Here is a 13,573-nt window from a genome sequence, read left to right as displayed (position 1 = left end):
GGTGGCCGACGTCAGACGAGCCAGCCCACGACGTGGACGAGGCCGGCGAGGATGTCGGTGAGGAAGTTCATCGTGTTGCTGCCTTCTCTTTCGGTACTGCTCGGGACTTCCGGGCCCCCGTGGATCAGGGGCCCTTGGGACGCGAACTCCCCAGTGCGCAAAGGGACATGTCCTCCGGGGAATCCGGCGCTCGCTCACGGTATGCATCCCGTCGCTCGCGCCCCGTAAGCATCCGACGTACCGGTAGCCCGAGGCAACTTGAACGGGATCGACCACCTTTACGGGCGAGTGTCCGTCCCTGCGTTCGAATGCGCCGGGTCCGGTGTCAGGGGCTCCGCGGTCTGGAGCAGCCCCCAGGTGAAATCGGCGAGGTACGGGACCGTGGCGCCCTGACCGGGTACCTCGATGAGGAGCCGCGTCCGCGTCGGCGCCGTGCCCTCCAGCGGGCGCGCGGGCGGGAACGCGGCGGCGACCTCGTCGACGGTCGCGGCCCACGGCGCGAGGTCGGCGGCGTTCCCGAGGGCGGGCGCGGGGTGTCCGGGGGCCCGTACGAGCCACGCGTTCCAGGCCCGCCCGTCCGGGCCGAGCAGCACCTCGAAGCGCAGGTCGGGCCAGAGCGGGAGCGGCCAGCGCAGCGCCTCGCACTCCAGGTCGCCGATACGCACCCGCGCACGGGACCCGGGCTCCCCGAGCGCGGCGCGGTAGCGCGCGGCCTCGCCCCGCCCGTACCGCCCGTGCGCGCTCGCCTGCCAGCGCCGGTTGGCGTCCCGCATCCGCGCGGCGTCGGCGCCGAGCGCGCGGCGGGCGCGCTCGACGCGCGCGGGGTGGAAGTCCTGCATGCGGCGCAGCAGGACGAGGGTGAGGTCGAGCGGCGTGAAGGACGGCACGGGGCCTCCGTCGTCTGAGGGGAGCGGTGGCGGGGGAGCCGGTGCGGGGGGTGGCGGGCGGTGCGGGGGCGTACGGGGGTGGGCTCAGTCTTCCCGCGCCGCCCCGCCCGCGCTCTCGCTTTCGGTCGCGTCCCCGCTCTCGCCCGCGTCCCCGTCCGCGCTCTGGCCTGCGTCCTGTGTCTCCGTCGCCTCCTCGCCCAGCATCCGCCGCAGCAGCCCGCGCAGGACGAGCCGTTCCTCCCTGCTCAGGTCCGCGAGCGGCTCCCGCGCGAAATCGAGCCCGTCGCGCAGGCTGCGCGCGAGCCGCCGTCCTTCGTCCGTCGACGCGGCGAGCTTGACGCGGCGGTCGTCGGGGTCGGCGCGGCGCTCGACGAGCCCGCGCGTCTCCAGGCGGTCGATGATCCCCGTCACGTTCGACGGCTCGCACTTCAGTGTCCGCGCGAGGCGGCGCATGGGAAGCGGGCCGAGGGACAGGAGACTCAGTACGCGGGCCTGCGCCCCCGTGAGCGCGTGCGCCGCGGCGGCCCGCTCGTACTCCTCGTGGTAGCGCCCGACGACCGCGCCGATGAGCTGGACGACCTCCAGCGTGAGGGGGTCGCGTGGCGCGGTGGCGAGAGGTGTCATGCCGTCCATCGTACCGATGTGCTTGACATGCTGAAATGTTCATGCGCATGTTTGTTTCAGCTCATGAAACAAATCCCGGCCCACGGGATTCCCGCAGGATTCCCCAGGACCCCCGCCCGCAGGAGGCACCCCGCATGACCACCCTTCCCGAGTCCGGCCGCGCCTGGCACCTCGTCCGCCGTCCGCAGGGCTGGCCGGTGCCGGAGGACTTCGCGCTGCGCGAGGCCCCCGTACCGGCCCCCGCCGAAGGCCGGGTGCTCGTGCGCAACCTCTACTTCTCGGTCGACCCGTACATGCGCGGCCGCATGAACGACGTGAAGTCGTACACGCCGCCCTTCGCGCTCGACGAGCCCATGAGCGGCGGCGCGCTCGGCCAGGTCATCGCCTCCGAGGCGGAGGGCTTCTCCGAGGGCGACTACGTGCTGCACTTCGCGGGCTGGCGCGAGTACGCCTCCGTCCCCGCCCAGCACGCCACGAAGGTCGACCCGGACGCCGCGCCGCTCTCCGCGTACCTCGGCGTCCTCGGCATGACGGGCCTGACCGCCTACGCCGGGCTGCTGCGCGTCGCCGCCTTCAAGGAGGGCGACGCGGTCTTCGTCTCCGGCGCCGCGGGCGCGGTCGGCAGCGAGGTCGGCCAGATCGCGAAGCTCAAGGGCGCCTCGCGCGTCATCGGCTCGGCCGGCTCGGACGAGAAGGTCGCGTGGCTCGTCGACGAACTCGGCTTCGACGCCGCCTTCAACTACAAGAACGGCCCGGTCGCCGAGCAGCTCAAGCAGGCGGCGCCCGACGGCATCGACGTCTACTTCGACAACGTCGGCGCCGAGCACCTCGAAGCCGCCCTCAGCCGCGCCAACGTGCACGCCCGCTTCGCGATCTGCGGCATGATCGCGCAGTACAACGTCACCGAGCCCCCGGTGGCCCCGCGCAACCTCGCGATGCTCATCGGCAAGCGCATCCGCATGGAGGGGATGCTCGTGCAGGACCACGCCGATCTTCAGGGCGAGTTCGTCAAGGAGGTCTCCGCCTGGGTCCGCGACGGCAGCCTCAAGTACCGCGAGACCTTCGCCCACGGCATCGACAACGGCGTCGACGCCTTCCTCGGCATGCTGCGCGGCGAGAACACGGGGAAGATGATCGTCGACCTGACGTGAGACCGGCGCGGGGGCGACCTCGCGGCGGGGGCGGAACGCGTGCGTGCGCGGCGCGGTGGTACGCGTGCGCGGTGCGGCGGTACGAGGGTGACGCGGCGGTACGAGGGTGGCGCGGCGTCCGCGCGCCCCCGTACCGCCCCCGCGCGTCAGCACGTCGTACCCCGTCGCGACCGTCCCCGCGTCCGTCGTGAGCCGCCACGTGAAGAGCGCCCGCCCGTGGTGCGCCCCGAGCACCTCGCCGCGCGCGAACCGCGCGCCGCCCACGGCGCCCCGCACGCGGCCGATCACCGCCGAGAGCCCCGCGTGGCCCCGTACCGCGCCGTCGTCCGGGTCGCTGTACGCGACGTCCTCGGCGAGCAGTCCCCGCATCGCCCGCGGCCGCGCCTCCGCCTCCGGCTCGTTCCACAGTCCGAGGCAGCCCTCGATCAGCTCCGGCGTGGTCATTCCGTGACTCCTTCGAGGCGGGCGGAGGTCTCCGCGGAGGGCGTGCCGCCGGGTAGGGGCGCGGGGCGGGGCAGCGCGAGGGCGAGCACGCCGCCGAGCGCGGTGACCGCGGCGATCGCCCGGCCCGCCGTGCGACGCGGCCCGTCGAGCGGCGCGCCGTGCCCCGTGGCCACGGCGACGAGGACGGCGGGACCGAGCGCCCCGCCGACCTCCTTCGTGCTGCTCGCGAGCCCGGACGCGATGCCCTGTTCGTGCGCGGCCACGCCCACGCCCGCGGAGGCGAACACCGCGACGAACGTGACCCCGCCGCAGAAGCCCCACATGAGGCTCCCGGCACCAGCGTCCAGAAGCCGCCCCCCGCCGCGGCCCCCGCGACGAGGACCGCGATCCCGGCACCCGCGCCGAACAGCGGGACGGAGAGCGTCCACCGCACGCCCCGACGCCCCAGCAGCGGCGGAGCCGCCCTCAGCGCGGCGAGCATGCACACGGGCGTGAGCGGCAGGAAGCTCAGCCCCGCCTCCAACGCGCTGTATCCGCGCACCGGTTGCAGGTAGGACGTGAGCACGTAGTACGCGCCGTTCGGCGTCGCCCGGAAGACGGCGATCAGGAGCATCGTCGGCGCGACACTCCGGCCGCGCGCGAGCCGCAGCGGGACGAGCGGCTCGCGGGTGCGGGACGCGACGAGGAGGAAGGCGGCGAGCAGGACCACGCCCGCGCCGAGCGCCCCCGCGCCGAGCGCCCCCGCGCCGCGCCAGGACGCCCACCCCGTCTCCGTACCGCCCGCGAGGCCCAGGACCAGGAGCGCGGAACCCGCGCTCGCGAGTACCGCGCCGGGGATGTCGAAGGCACCGGGGGAGCGGGGCGGGCCGGGGACGAGGAGGATGCGCGCGGCGAGGGCGCAGCCGAGCGCGAGCGGCACGTTGACGAAGAACACCCCCTCCCAGCCGAGGGATTCGGTGAGGACCCCGCCGAGCAGCCCGGCGGCGACCCCGGCGGCCGCGTCCTGGCCCGGGCGCGCGCCGTACGGGCCTGGGCGCTCGCGCACCCGGCCGGCTCCCGCCTGGTGTACGGCGACCCGGTCCCCGGCTACCGCGCCCCGGAGCAAGGCCCGGGCAAGGAGGCCGAACGGCGCGCCTGCGCCGGGCTCCTGGCCCTCGTCGCCGACACCTGGCCCGGCGCGGCACCGGGTGCGACGCCCGACACCTCCTACGCCTGGGACGACTTCGCCCCGGGCTTCGTCCGCCACGCCCGCGAGGACTTCCCCGGCCCCCCCGCGGCGCTCGCCCTGACCCTGCGCGTCCGGGGCCGCATGCACGGACTGCTCGCGCTGGAGCTCTACGGGCATCTCGGGGGACTCGTGCGCGATCCCGGGAAGGTCTGCGAGGAGGAAATGCGCGCGCTCGTCGCCTCCCGGGGACTCGGTGCCCCGCCGGGGCTCGGCGGCTGAGGCCGCGCGGGCCCCCGGTAGGGTCTGCGCATGCGTGAACTCGCCCTCGGATTCCGGTACCTGCTCGAAGGTCAGCGCTGGGTCGGCAGGCACGGCAAGCGGTACGGCGTGGCCCTGCTCCCCGGGCTCCTCACGCTCGTCCTGTACGCGGCCGTGCTCGTCGCGCTCGTGCTGTGGGGCGGTGATCTCGTCGCGTGGGCCACGCCGTTCGCCGACGACTGGGGCTCGCCCTGGCAGGGGCTCTTCCGCGGCGCGCTCACCGCCGTGCTCTTCGCGCTCGTGCTCCTCGGCTGCGTGCTCGGCTTCACCGCCGTCACGCTCCTCATCGGGCAGTTCTTCTACGACCCGCTCTCCGAGGAGGTCGACCGCGAGATCGACGGCTTCACGACCGAGTCCGGGCTCTCGCTGGGACGCGAGACGTGGATCTCCGTACGGGACGGCGTCCGTATCCTCGTGCGCGCCGCGACCTGGGGCGTGTGCCTCTTCGCCGCCGGGTTCCTGCCCTTCGTCGGGCAGACCGTCGTCCCGGTCGTCGGCTTCTTCGTCACGGGCTTCTTCCTCACCGAGGAACTGACCTCGATCGCGCTCGCCCGCCGCCGCGTCGAACTGCGCGAACGGCTCGCCCTGCTCCGTACCCGCAAGCGTCTGGCCTGGGGCTTCGGCGTGCCGCTCGGCCTCGTCTTCCTCGTCCCCGTCGTCGCGGTCTTCCTCATGCCCGGGGCCGTCGCGGGGGCCACGCTGCTCGCGCGGGACCTGCGCGGGGAGCCGCTGGAGACCGCGGGCGAGGAGAGGGAGGACGCGGACGAGGAGGCCCCGGATCACCGGAGGTCCCTCCACTAGGACGTGCCCCGTCGGTCGTGGCGCCCCGGGCCGGCCGGGAGCGACCGCACCCCCCCTCGCGCATACTGCTCGGGCGCCGCCCGGTACGCACGACGGGCGGCCGTCACGGCGAAGGGCGGAACCCCACATGACCACCACCACGGCAGCAGCGTCCGGTACCTGGCGGATAGGCGGCGAACTCCCCGTGCACCGCATGGGCTTCGGCGCGATGCGACTCACGGGCACCCAGCCCTTCCACCAGGGCGTCCCGCGCGAGCGCGAGCAGTCGCTCCGCGTCCTGCGCCGCGCGGTGGAACTCGGCGTCGACCACATCGACACGGCCGCCTTCTACTTCTCGCGCACCCGCTCGGCGAACGAGCTGATCAACACCGCGCTCGCGCCGTACAGGGACGGCCTCGTCCTCGCGACGAAGGTCGGCCCGGTACGGGACGCGAGCGGCGCGTGGGCCGAGCCCGCGCGCCCCGACGAGCTGCGCGGCCACGTCGAGGAGAACCTGCGTCAGCTCGGGCGCGACCACATGGACCTCGTCTACCTGCGCCGCATGGGCCAGGAGTCCATCGCCGAGCACGTCGGCGCGCTCGCCGCCCTGCGCGACGCGGGCCTCGTGCGCCACATCGGGATCTCCCACGTGGGGCCCTCGCACCTCGAAGAGGCCCTGGCGATCGCCCCCGTCGCCGCCGTGCAGAACCCGTACGGGATCGACCGGCGCGAGGACGAGATGCTCACGCTCTGCGCCGGGCGCGGGATCGCCTTCGTGCCGTTCTTCTCGAACGCGAGGCCGGGCAGCGAGACCGGGGGCGGCGGCGAGGAGCACGCCGCCGTGCTCGACGTGGCGCGGGCGCACGGGGCCTCGGCCGCGCAGGTGCGGCACGCGTGGGTGCTCGGTCGCGGGGAGCACGTCCTCGCCATCGCGGGGACCGGGGACGTGGGGCACCTGGAGGAGAACGTGGCCGCGGGCGGACTGCGCCTCACCGAGGACGAGGTGCGGCGGCTGGACGCGGTGGCCGCCTGAGGCTCACGGACGGGCGGGACCCCCCGCCTCCGTCTCCGTGCCCGTCTCGCCTTCCGCCTCCTGCACCCCCTCCAGGAGGTGCAGGAAGTCGCGGAAGGCCGCGCTCATGTCGACGGCCTCCGGGTCCAGGAGCCACTGGTACTGGAGGCCGTCCATGACCGCGACCATCAGCGTCCCCGCCTGCTCGGGCGTCAGGCCGCTCGGCAGCCGCTCGCCGTACGCCGTGCGCAGGACCGAGGCCATGTTGCCCCGTACCACCACGTACCGCCGCGTGAAGAAGTCCCGCGCCGGGTGCGCCTCCGTGACGCTCTCGCCGAGCAGCGCGCTGAAGGTCTGCACGACCCCGGGGCGCATCGCGTTGTAGTCCACGAGCGAGGAGAGCAGGTCCAGGCGCCAGGAGTCGCCGGGGATCGCGTCCCACTGGTCCCGCTCGGCGAGCAGCGCGACAAGCAGCGCCTCCTTCGTCGGGAAGTAGTGCAGCAGCCCCTGCTGCGTCAGCCCCACGCGCTCGGCCACCGCGCCGAGCGTCGCGCCGCGGTAGCCGCGCTCCGCGATCACCTCCAGCGTCGCCCGCAGGATCTCCGCGCGCCGCTCCTCGCCCTTGGCTCTGCCCATCCGCCGTGCACCCCTCTCGCCCGCCGGGCCCGTGACGGGACCGGGAACCCCCGCTCCCGCAGGACCGTACGGCATCGCTATGTCACGTAAAAATAACGTCCCCTACCGGACTACAGGGCGGCGGGTGCAAGATGAGTGCGCGCTCCCACCCACCCGGGGGCGCGGCCCCCGCAGCCGGCAGACAGCGACCACGAGGAGTACGGCCGTGACAGGTGCGTCCACCCCACCCGAGCCCCAGGTCACCCCTGAGCAGCAAGCCGCCCACGAGGCCGCGGTCGAGACCGCCCTCGCCCGGCTCGACCTCGACACGAAGACCCGGCTGCTCGCCGGGCAGGACTTCTGGTCGCTGCCCGCGATCCCGGAGATCGGCCTCGACTCGCTCGTCGTCTCGGACGGCCCCATCGGCGTACGCGGCGTGCGCTCCACGAGCGAGGACCCCTCGCTCGCGCTCCCGTCCCCGACCGCGCTCGGCGCCACCTGGTCGCCCGAGATCGCCGTCCGCGCCGGGCAGGTGCTCGCCCAGGAGGCCCGCCGCAAGGGCGTCCACGTCCTGCTCGCGCCCACCGTCAACCTGCACCGCTCCCCGCTCGGCGGCCGCCACTTCGAGGCGTACAGCGAGGACCCGTACCTCACCGGGGCCATCGGCACCGGCTACGTGAGCGGCGTGCAGTCCGGCGGCGTCGGCACGACCGTCAAGCACTTCGTCGGCAACGACGCGGAGACCGACCGCTTCACCGTCGACAACCGCATCGCCCCGCGCCCGCTGCGCGAGCTGTACCTCGCCCCCTTCGAGGCGATCGTCGCGAACGCCCACCCCTGGGGCATCATGACCGCGTACAACACGGTCAACGGCACGACGATGACCGAGCACCGCTACCTCGTCAACGAGGTCCTGCGCGGCGAGTGGCACTTCGACGGCATCAACGTCTCGGACTGGACCGCCGCGCGCGACACCGTCGCCGACGCCAACGGCGGCCTCGACCTCGCGATGCCCGGCCCGAAGACCGTCTACGGCGAGAACCTGGCCGCTGCCGTGCGCGCGGGCGACGTCGAGGAGAGCGTCGTCGACGCCGCCGTACGCCGCGTCCTGCTCCTCGCCGCCCGCACCGGAGCCCTCAAGACCACCGAGCCCGTCGTCCCCGCCGACGCGCTCCCCGCCGAGATCGACGGCGAGGCCTTCGCCCGCGAACTCGCCACGCGCTCCTTCGTCCTCGTCCGCAACGAGGCGGGCGGCGCGGCAGGCGGCGCGGCCGATGGCGCGGCAGGCGAGGCGACCCCCGCCCTCCCGCTCGCCCCCGGCACCCGCGTCGCCCTCAGCGGTGCCGCCGCCCGCGAGGCCCGCGTCCTCGGCGGCGGCTCCGCGACCGTCTTCCCCGCGCACGTCGTCTCGCCGCTCGACGGGCTGCGCGCCGCGCTCCCCGAGGGCACCCTCTCGTACGAGGTCGGCGCCGACCCGAACAACGAACTCGACGTCGCGGGCCAGGGCTTCGCGCTGCGCGCCGTGTGCCGCGACGAGGCGGGCGAGGTCCTGGCCGACGTCCCGCTCGCGGGCGGCCACATCCAGTGGATGGGCAGCGACCTGCCCGAGGGCGTCACGTACGACACCCTGCACTCCATCGAGGTCAGCGGGACCTTCACGCCGCGCGAGAGCGGTGAGCACGTCTTCGGCACGCGCGGCATCGGCGGCTTCAGGGTCGTCATCGCCGGTCGCGAACTCTTCGAGGGCTCCGTCGAGATGGGCGCCGCGAGCGACCCCTTCGAGGCGTTCTTCGGCCAGCCCACCGAGCGCGGCCGCCTCGAACTCGCCGCCGGGGAGCCCGTCGAGCTGAGCGTCTTCCACACCGTCGCCAAGCCCGAGGGCCTCCCCATCCAGGCCGTCGGCTTCACGGTCCTGCACCAGAACCCCGTGCACGACCCCGACGAACTGATCGCCCGCGCCGCCGAGGCCGCGCGCGCGGCCGACACCGCCGTCGTGGTCGTCGCGACGACCGAGCGCGTCGAGTCCGAGGGCTTCGACCGCGCCGACCTCAAGCTCCCCGGGCGCCAGGACGACCTCGTCCGCGCGGTCGCCGCCGCCAACCCGCGCACCGTCGTCGTCGTCAACGCGGGCTCGCCCGTCGAGATGCCGTGGCGCGACGACGTCGCCGCCGTGCTCCTGAGCTGGTTCCCCGGGCAGGAGGGCGGCGCCGCGCTCGCCGACGTCCTCACGGGGGCCGCCGAGCCCGGCGGCCGCCTGCCCACGACGTGGCCGGCCGTGCTGGAGGACGCCCCCGTCGTCAACACGACCCCGACCGAAGGGAAGCTGGAGTACACCGAGGGCGTCCTCATCGGCTACCGCGCCTGGGAGCGCGCGGACCGCACCCCCGCGTACCCCTTCGGGCACGGCCTCGGCTACACCGACTGGACGTACGAGTCCGTCACCGTCGAGCCCGCCGGTGACGGGCTCACCGTGACCGTCCGCGTCCGCAACAGCGGCAGCCGCCAGGGCCGCGAGACCGTGCAGGTCTACCTCGCCCCCGCCGAGCCGGGCACGACCCCGGGGACCGAGCGCCCCGCGCGCTGGCTCGCGGGCTTCGCGCAGGTCGAGGCGGCCCCCGGCGAGAGCGTCGACGCCGTCGTACGGGTCGCGCGCCGCGCCTTCGAGATCTGGGACGAGGCCGAGGACGCCTGGCGCCTCGTCCCCGGGGACTACGGCGTCGAGGCCGGGCGGTCCGTACGCGACCTGCGCGTCGCGGCAGCCGTACGGCGCTGAGCGCACCCCCGTGACCGGGAGCCCCCGGCGGTGCCTGACCACCGCCGGGGGCTCCCCGCGCCCCTACTTCGCCGTGATCCGCTCGTACGCGATCCGCGCCAGCGTCGCCTGGCCCTCGCGGCTCGGGTGGAACCAGTCCCAGCGGCTCAGCTGGCTCGCCGTGAAGCGCGTCGCGTTCGCCGCGCCGCCGTCGTCCCGGCACAGCCTGTCCTTCGCGCAGATCTCCTGGACGGTCCTGTTGTACTCGGCGACGCGCTGCTCGACCTTGTCCCTGCGCTCCGTCGCCGCCTTGTCCAGCGCGTCGGGGTCGCTCAGCATCGAGGGGCAGATCCCGAGCTTCCACACCTCCTTGCCGAGGTCGCTGGTCCGCCCCAGCTCCCACAGCCGCTTCAGGTCCGGGATGCTGGAGAAGTACACCCGCGCCGTCGGCGCCTGCTCGTGCAGCACGTCGAGCGCCTTCTCGACGTCCTCGCGGTACTCCTTCACCGGCGTCATCGCGTCCACACTGGAGCGGCACGCGTCGTTCGCTCCGATGAGGACCGTCACCAGGTCCGGGTCGTGCCCGGCGGCCGCCTTCATCTGGTCGGGCAGCGCCTCGACCCGCGCCCCCGACTTCGCGAGGTTCCACGCGTGGTCCTCGACGTTCTTGCCGCCGAGCAGCCGCAGCGCCAGCGAGTCCACGTCCTTCTCCGTCCCCGTCGACCACGACACGGCCGGGCAGTCGGCGAGCACGGAGCAGGCGTCGAAACCGCGCGTGATCGAATCGCCCACCGCCGCGACCGACGAGGGAGCGCGGTCCCAGCCCGTCGCCGCCTTCGTGCTCGCCACCTCGCCGGGCGGGCCGGGGTTCCCCGAGGAGCCGGAACAGGCCGGGAGCAGGGCGAGCAGCGCGGCCGCGCCCGCGGCCCCGAGACCCCGGCGCAGGCGCGCGCCGGGAAGCGCCGGGCGTACGGGAGAGCGCCCGCGCAGGACTCGTACCGCCTTGACCGCCTTCCGCATACGCGGGCTCCTTCCTCGGCACGCCGGACCCGGGGGCGTGCGCCCCGGCGCCTCGCGGGGCGCCCTGGCGGGTGAAAAGCCGGGTGCTCGTACCGCTGGGGTCGACGGTACGTCACACCGGGGGCGTTCCCGCAGGGTAGTTTTGCCCGAGGCGGCGCATGTCACGCCCCGGCGGGTTCCGGCGGGGCCGACACGGCGACCGCCCCGGCCCGGTGACGGCCCGCTGTCCCCGGTCGGTTACATTGCAACACGTCACTTCTGTCCCATTTGGGAAGAATGCTCGGCACGGGCGCGAGGGGTCCTGGCACCTCGTCCCTCACAGGAGGTACCGGTGACGACGACACGTGGAGTCCTGTACGTGCACTCCGCACCGCGCGCGCTGTGCCCGCACGTCGAATGGGCCGTGGCGAACGTGCTCGGCGTGCGGGTCAGTCTCGACTGGATCAGGCAGCCCGCCGCGCCCGGCACCTGGCGCGCCGAGTTCTCCTGGCAGGCCGAGACCGGCACGGCCTCCAAGCTCGCCTCCGCGCTGCGCGGCTGGCAGCTCCTGCGCTTCGAGGTGACGTCGGAGCCGTCCCCCGGCGTCGAGGGCGAGCGGTACAGCGCGACGCCCGAACTGGGGATCTTCCACGCGGTCACCGGGGTGCACGGGGACATCCTCATCCCCGAGGACCGGCTGCGGGCCGCCGTCACGCGGGCGGGCGCGGGCGAGAGCGTCCTCGCCGACGAGATCCAGAAACTGCTCGGGAAGCCGTGGGACGACGAGCTGGAACCGTTCCGCTACGCGGGCGAGGGCGCCCCTGTGCGGTGGCTGCACCAGGTCGTGTGAGCGCTCACGGGGCGCGGCCGCGCGAGGCGCCGCCCGCCACCCCGCCCCTCGCACGCCGCGGGGACTGAGAAACGCCTGTGGGCCGGCACCGAAGGGGTGCCGGCCCACAGGCGTTCACTCACGCGCCGCCGCTCTCACGCGCCGCCGCTCTCACGCGCCGCGGAACTCACACGCTGCGGAACGCCAGGACGACGTTGTGGCCGCCGAAGCCGAAGGAGTCGTTGAGGGCGACGACGGGGCCATCGGCCGGGAGCGCGCGGGGCTCGTCGCGGATGATGTCCGCGCCGATCTCCGGGTCCAGCTCGGCGACGTTGATCGTCGGCGGGGCCGTCCGGTTCTTCACCGCGAGGATCGTGGCGACCGACTCGATGCCGCCCGCGCCACCGAGCAGGTGCCCGGTCATCGACTTGGTCGAGGAGATCGCCACGTGGTCCAGCTCGGGGCCGAAGACCTTCGAGAGGGCCTTGATCTCGCCGACGTCGCCCAGCGGTGTCGAGGTCGCGTGCGCGTTGGCGTACACGATCTCGGCGGGGTCGAGGCCGGTCGAGGCGAGCAGGTTCTCCAGAGCGCGGGCGATGCCCTCGCCGGAGGGCTCGGGGGCCGTGATGTGGTGGCTGTCGGCCGAGATGCCCTGGCCCAGCGCCTCCGCGTAGACCGTGGCACCGCGCTTCGCGGCGTGCTCGGCGGACTCCAGGACCACGACACCGGCGCCCTCGCCGAGCACGAAGCCGTCCCGGCCCGTGTCGAAGGGACGCGAGGCGCCCTCGGGGTCCTCGTTGTTCTTCGACATCGCCATCATGTTCGCGAAGGCGGCGATGGGCAGCGGGTGGATCGCCGCCTCGGTGCCGCCGGCGACGACGACGTCGGCACGGCCGGTACGGATCATCTCGATCCCGTAGCCGATCGCCTCGGCGCCCGAGGCGCAGGCAGAGACGGGGGTGTGGACCCCGGCGCGGGCGTTGATGGCGAGACCGACGTTGGCGGCGGGCCCGTTGGGCATGAGCATCGGCACGGTGTGCGGGGAGACGCGGCGTACGCCCTTCTCCTTCAGCACGTCGTACTGGTCCAGGAGGGTCGTCACGCCGCCGATGCCGGAGGCGATCACGGCGCCGACGCGGTCGGGGTCGACGGAGGCGTCCTCACCGGCCTTGGCGGTGAAACCGGCGTCCTTCCAGGCCTCGTCGGCCGCGATCAGCGCGAACTGGGCCGAGCGGTCCAGTTTCCGCGCCTGCGGGCGGGGCAGGATCTCGCCGGGCTCGACGGCGACCCGGGCGGCGATCTTGACCGGCAGCTGCTCGGCCCACTCCTCGGTGAGGGTGCGGACACCGGAGCGGCCGGCGAGCAGGCCGTCCCAGGTCGACTTCGCGTCGCCACCCAGCGGTGTGGTTGCGCCGATACCGGTGACGACCACGGTGCGATTGGTCGGGCTCACAGGAATTCCTTCTCCACGGATACGAGGGATTGCGGCGCCACCGCCGGGCGGCGGCAGTCACACAGGGCGGGCCACCGCGGCACGCGGGTGCGTGCCGCGGGTGTCCCGGGCGCCGAGCGACCGGCCCCGGTCCCGGCCCGCGCCGGGGGCACGGACCGGGACCGGAGCGCGGGATCAGCTCTGGTGCTTGAGGATGTAATCGGCGGCGTCGCCGACGGTCTTGAGGTTCTTGACGTCGTCGTCGGGAATCTTGACGTCGAAGCGCTCCTCGGCGGCGACGACGACCTCGACCATCGACAGCGAGTCGACATCCAGGTCATCGGTGAAGGACTTGTCCAGCTGGACGTCCTCCTCCGGGATGCCGGCGATCTCGTTCACGATCTCGGCGAGACCCTTGACGATCTCTTCCTGAGTGGCGGCCATGTCGGCGCTCCATTCGTTGAGGGGAATTGTTACGGGGATTCCAGCTGTGGCGCCCCTCCGGCCGGCCCGTGTCGCGCCCCGTCGCCCTGGTTGAGCAGCGGGAACACGCGCGGACGCG

At 74.2% G+C, this 13,573-nt stretch carries 13 protein-coding genes and 1 pseudogene; 6 read left to right on the top strand and 8 right to left on the bottom strand.

The genetic code is table 11. The features are described 5' to 3' along the window. Positions 1-11 precede the first annotated feature (11 nt). The 3 genes and pseudogenes from ACQYWQ_RS07840 to ACQYWQ_RS07830 form a co-directional block, all read right to left on the bottom strand. The gene (locus ACQYWQ_RS07840) at positions 12-161 is read right to left on the bottom strand and encodes a hypothetical protein (protein ID WP_431033188.1); all 150 of its coding nucleotides are present in this window, start codon (positions 159-161) and stop codon (positions 12-14) included. Between the two features lie 117 nt (positions 162-278). Then, on the bottom strand, positions 279-887 hold the full coding sequence (locus ACQYWQ_RS07835) for a hypothetical protein (RefSeq protein WP_431033187.1): 609 nt from the start codon (positions 885-887) through the stop codon (positions 279-281). Between the two features lie 189 nt (positions 888-1,076). After that, a pseudogene (locus tag ACQYWQ_RS07830) lies at positions 1,077-1,511 on the bottom strand (MarR family winged helix-turn-helix transcriptional regulator); the annotation flags it as partial. Positions 1,512-1,645: 134 nt separating this feature from the next. Here ACQYWQ_RS07830 and ACQYWQ_RS07825 point away from each other — a divergent pair. Continuing rightward, the gene (locus ACQYWQ_RS07825) at positions 1,646-2,662 is read left to right on the top strand and encodes an NADP-dependent oxidoreductase (RefSeq protein ID WP_431033186.1); all 1,017 of its coding nucleotides are present in this window, start codon (positions 1,646-1,648) and stop codon (positions 2,660-2,662) included. A gap of 440 nt (positions 2,663-3,102) precedes the next feature. On the opposite strand, the gene ACQYWQ_RS07820 is transcribed toward ACQYWQ_RS07825, so the two are convergent. After that, positions 3,103-3,429: a hypothetical protein gene (locus tag ACQYWQ_RS07820; RefSeq protein WP_431033185.1), complete on the bottom strand. Its 327-nt coding sequence runs from the start codon at positions 3,427-3,429 to the stop codon at positions 3,103-3,105. 221 nt (positions 3,430-3,650) lie between these two features. Here ACQYWQ_RS07820 and ACQYWQ_RS07815 point away from each other — a divergent pair, with 221 nt between their 5' ends. The 3 genes from ACQYWQ_RS07815 (at position 3,651) to ACQYWQ_RS07805 (ending at position 6,405) form a co-directional block, all read left to right on the top strand. Beyond that, the gene (locus ACQYWQ_RS07815; RefSeq protein WP_431033183.1) at positions 3,651-4,553 is read left to right on the top strand and encodes a WHG domain-containing protein; all 903 of its coding nucleotides are present in this window, start codon (positions 3,651-3,653) and stop codon (positions 4,551-4,553) included. A 30-nt stretch (positions 4,554-4,583) separates the two neighbouring features. Beyond that, entirely contained in the window at positions 4,584-5,393 is an 810-nt protein-coding gene (locus ACQYWQ_RS07810; protein ID WP_431033182.1) for an EI24 domain-containing protein, read from the top strand. A 127-nt stretch (positions 5,394-5,520) separates the two neighbouring features. After that, positions 5,521-6,405: an aldo/keto reductase gene (locus tag ACQYWQ_RS07805; protein ID WP_431033181.1), complete on the top strand. Its 885-nt coding sequence runs from the start codon at positions 5,521-5,523 to the stop codon at positions 6,403-6,405. Positions 6,406-6,408: 3 nt separating this feature from the next. On the opposite strand, the gene ACQYWQ_RS07800 is transcribed toward ACQYWQ_RS07805, so the two are convergent. Further along, positions 6,409-7,020, bottom strand: a complete 612-nt coding sequence (locus tag ACQYWQ_RS07800; RefSeq protein ID WP_431033180.1) for a TetR/AcrR family transcriptional regulator — start codon at positions 7,018-7,020, stop codon at positions 6,409-6,411. A gap of 205 nt (positions 7,021-7,225) precedes the next feature. Between ACQYWQ_RS07800 and ACQYWQ_RS07795 the strand changes: the two genes are divergently transcribed. After that, positions 7,226-9,772 (top strand): glycoside hydrolase family 3 protein, encoded by a 2,547-nt coding sequence (locus ACQYWQ_RS07795; protein WP_431033178.1) that lies wholly within the window; start codon positions 7,226-7,228, stop codon positions 9,770-9,772. Positions 9,773-9,835: 63 nt separating this feature from the next. Here the strand turns inward: ACQYWQ_RS07795 and ACQYWQ_RS07790 are convergent, their stop codons facing one another. After that, positions 9,836-10,771: an SGNH/GDSL hydrolase family protein gene (locus tag ACQYWQ_RS07790; RefSeq protein ID WP_431033177.1), complete on the bottom strand. Its 936-nt coding sequence runs from the start codon at positions 10,769-10,771 to the stop codon at positions 9,836-9,838. Positions 10,772-11,102: 331 nt separating this feature from the next. Here ACQYWQ_RS07790 and ACQYWQ_RS07785 point away from each other — a divergent pair, with 331 nt between their 5' ends. Further along, the gene (locus ACQYWQ_RS07785) at positions 11,103-11,600 is read left to right on the top strand and encodes a DUF3145 domain-containing protein (protein WP_431033176.1); all 498 of its coding nucleotides are present in this window, start codon (positions 11,103-11,105) and stop codon (positions 11,598-11,600) included. 166 nt (positions 11,601-11,766) lie between these two features. Here ACQYWQ_RS07785 and fabF read toward each other — a convergent pair whose 3' ends face one another. Both fabF and ACQYWQ_RS07775 read right to left on the bottom strand, forming a co-directional pair. Beyond that, positions 11,767-13,032, bottom strand: a complete 1,266-nt coding sequence (gene fabF, locus ACQYWQ_RS07780; RefSeq protein WP_431033175.1) for a beta-ketoacyl-ACP synthase II — start codon at positions 13,030-13,032, stop codon at positions 11,767-11,769. A 174-nt stretch (positions 13,033-13,206) separates the two neighbouring features. Continuing rightward, positions 13,207-13,455, bottom strand: a complete 249-nt coding sequence (locus tag ACQYWQ_RS07775; protein WP_164284061.1) for an acyl carrier protein — start codon at positions 13,453-13,455, stop codon at positions 13,207-13,209. Positions 13,456-13,573: the final 118 nt, after the last annotated feature.

The organism is Streptomyces sp. P6-2-1 (assembly GCF_050613165.1).
In the GTDB taxonomy this organism is placed as follows: Bacteria; Actinomycetota; Actinomycetes; order Streptomycetales; family Streptomycetaceae; genus Streptomyces.
Note: the sequence above shows the minus strand (reverse complement) of the source record. Positions and strands in the feature narration are given on the sequence as shown.

Bases quoted from the DNA above. Each gene is read 5' to 3' on its own strand.
- ACQYWQ_RS07825 (WP_431033186.1), top strand. From the start codon at position 1,646: ATGACCACCCTTCCCGAGTCCGGCCGCGCCTGGCACCTCGTCCGCCGT.
- ACQYWQ_RS07820 (WP_431033185.1), bottom strand. From the start codon at position 3,429: ATGTGGGGCTTCTGCGGCGGGGTCACGTTCGTCGCGGTGTTCGCCTCC.
- ACQYWQ_RS07810 (WP_431033182.1), top strand. From the start codon at position 4,584: ATGCGTGAACTCGCCCTCGGATTCCGGTACCTGCTCGAAGGTCAGCGC.
- ACQYWQ_RS07805 (WP_431033181.1), top strand. From the start codon at position 5,521: ATGACCACCACCACGGCAGCAGCGTCCGGTACCTGGCGGATAGGCGGC.
- ACQYWQ_RS07800 (WP_431033180.1), bottom strand. From the start codon at position 7,020: ATGGGCAGAGCCAAGGGCGAGGAGCGGCGCGCGGAGATCCTGCGGGCG.
- ACQYWQ_RS07790 (WP_431033177.1), bottom strand. From the start codon at position 10,771: ATGCGGAAGGCGGTCAAGGCGGTACGAGTCCTGCGCGGGCGCTCTCCC.
- ACQYWQ_RS07775 (WP_164284061.1), bottom strand. From the start codon at position 13,455: ATGGCCGCCACTCAGGAAGAGATCGTCAAGGGTCTCGCCGAGATCGTG.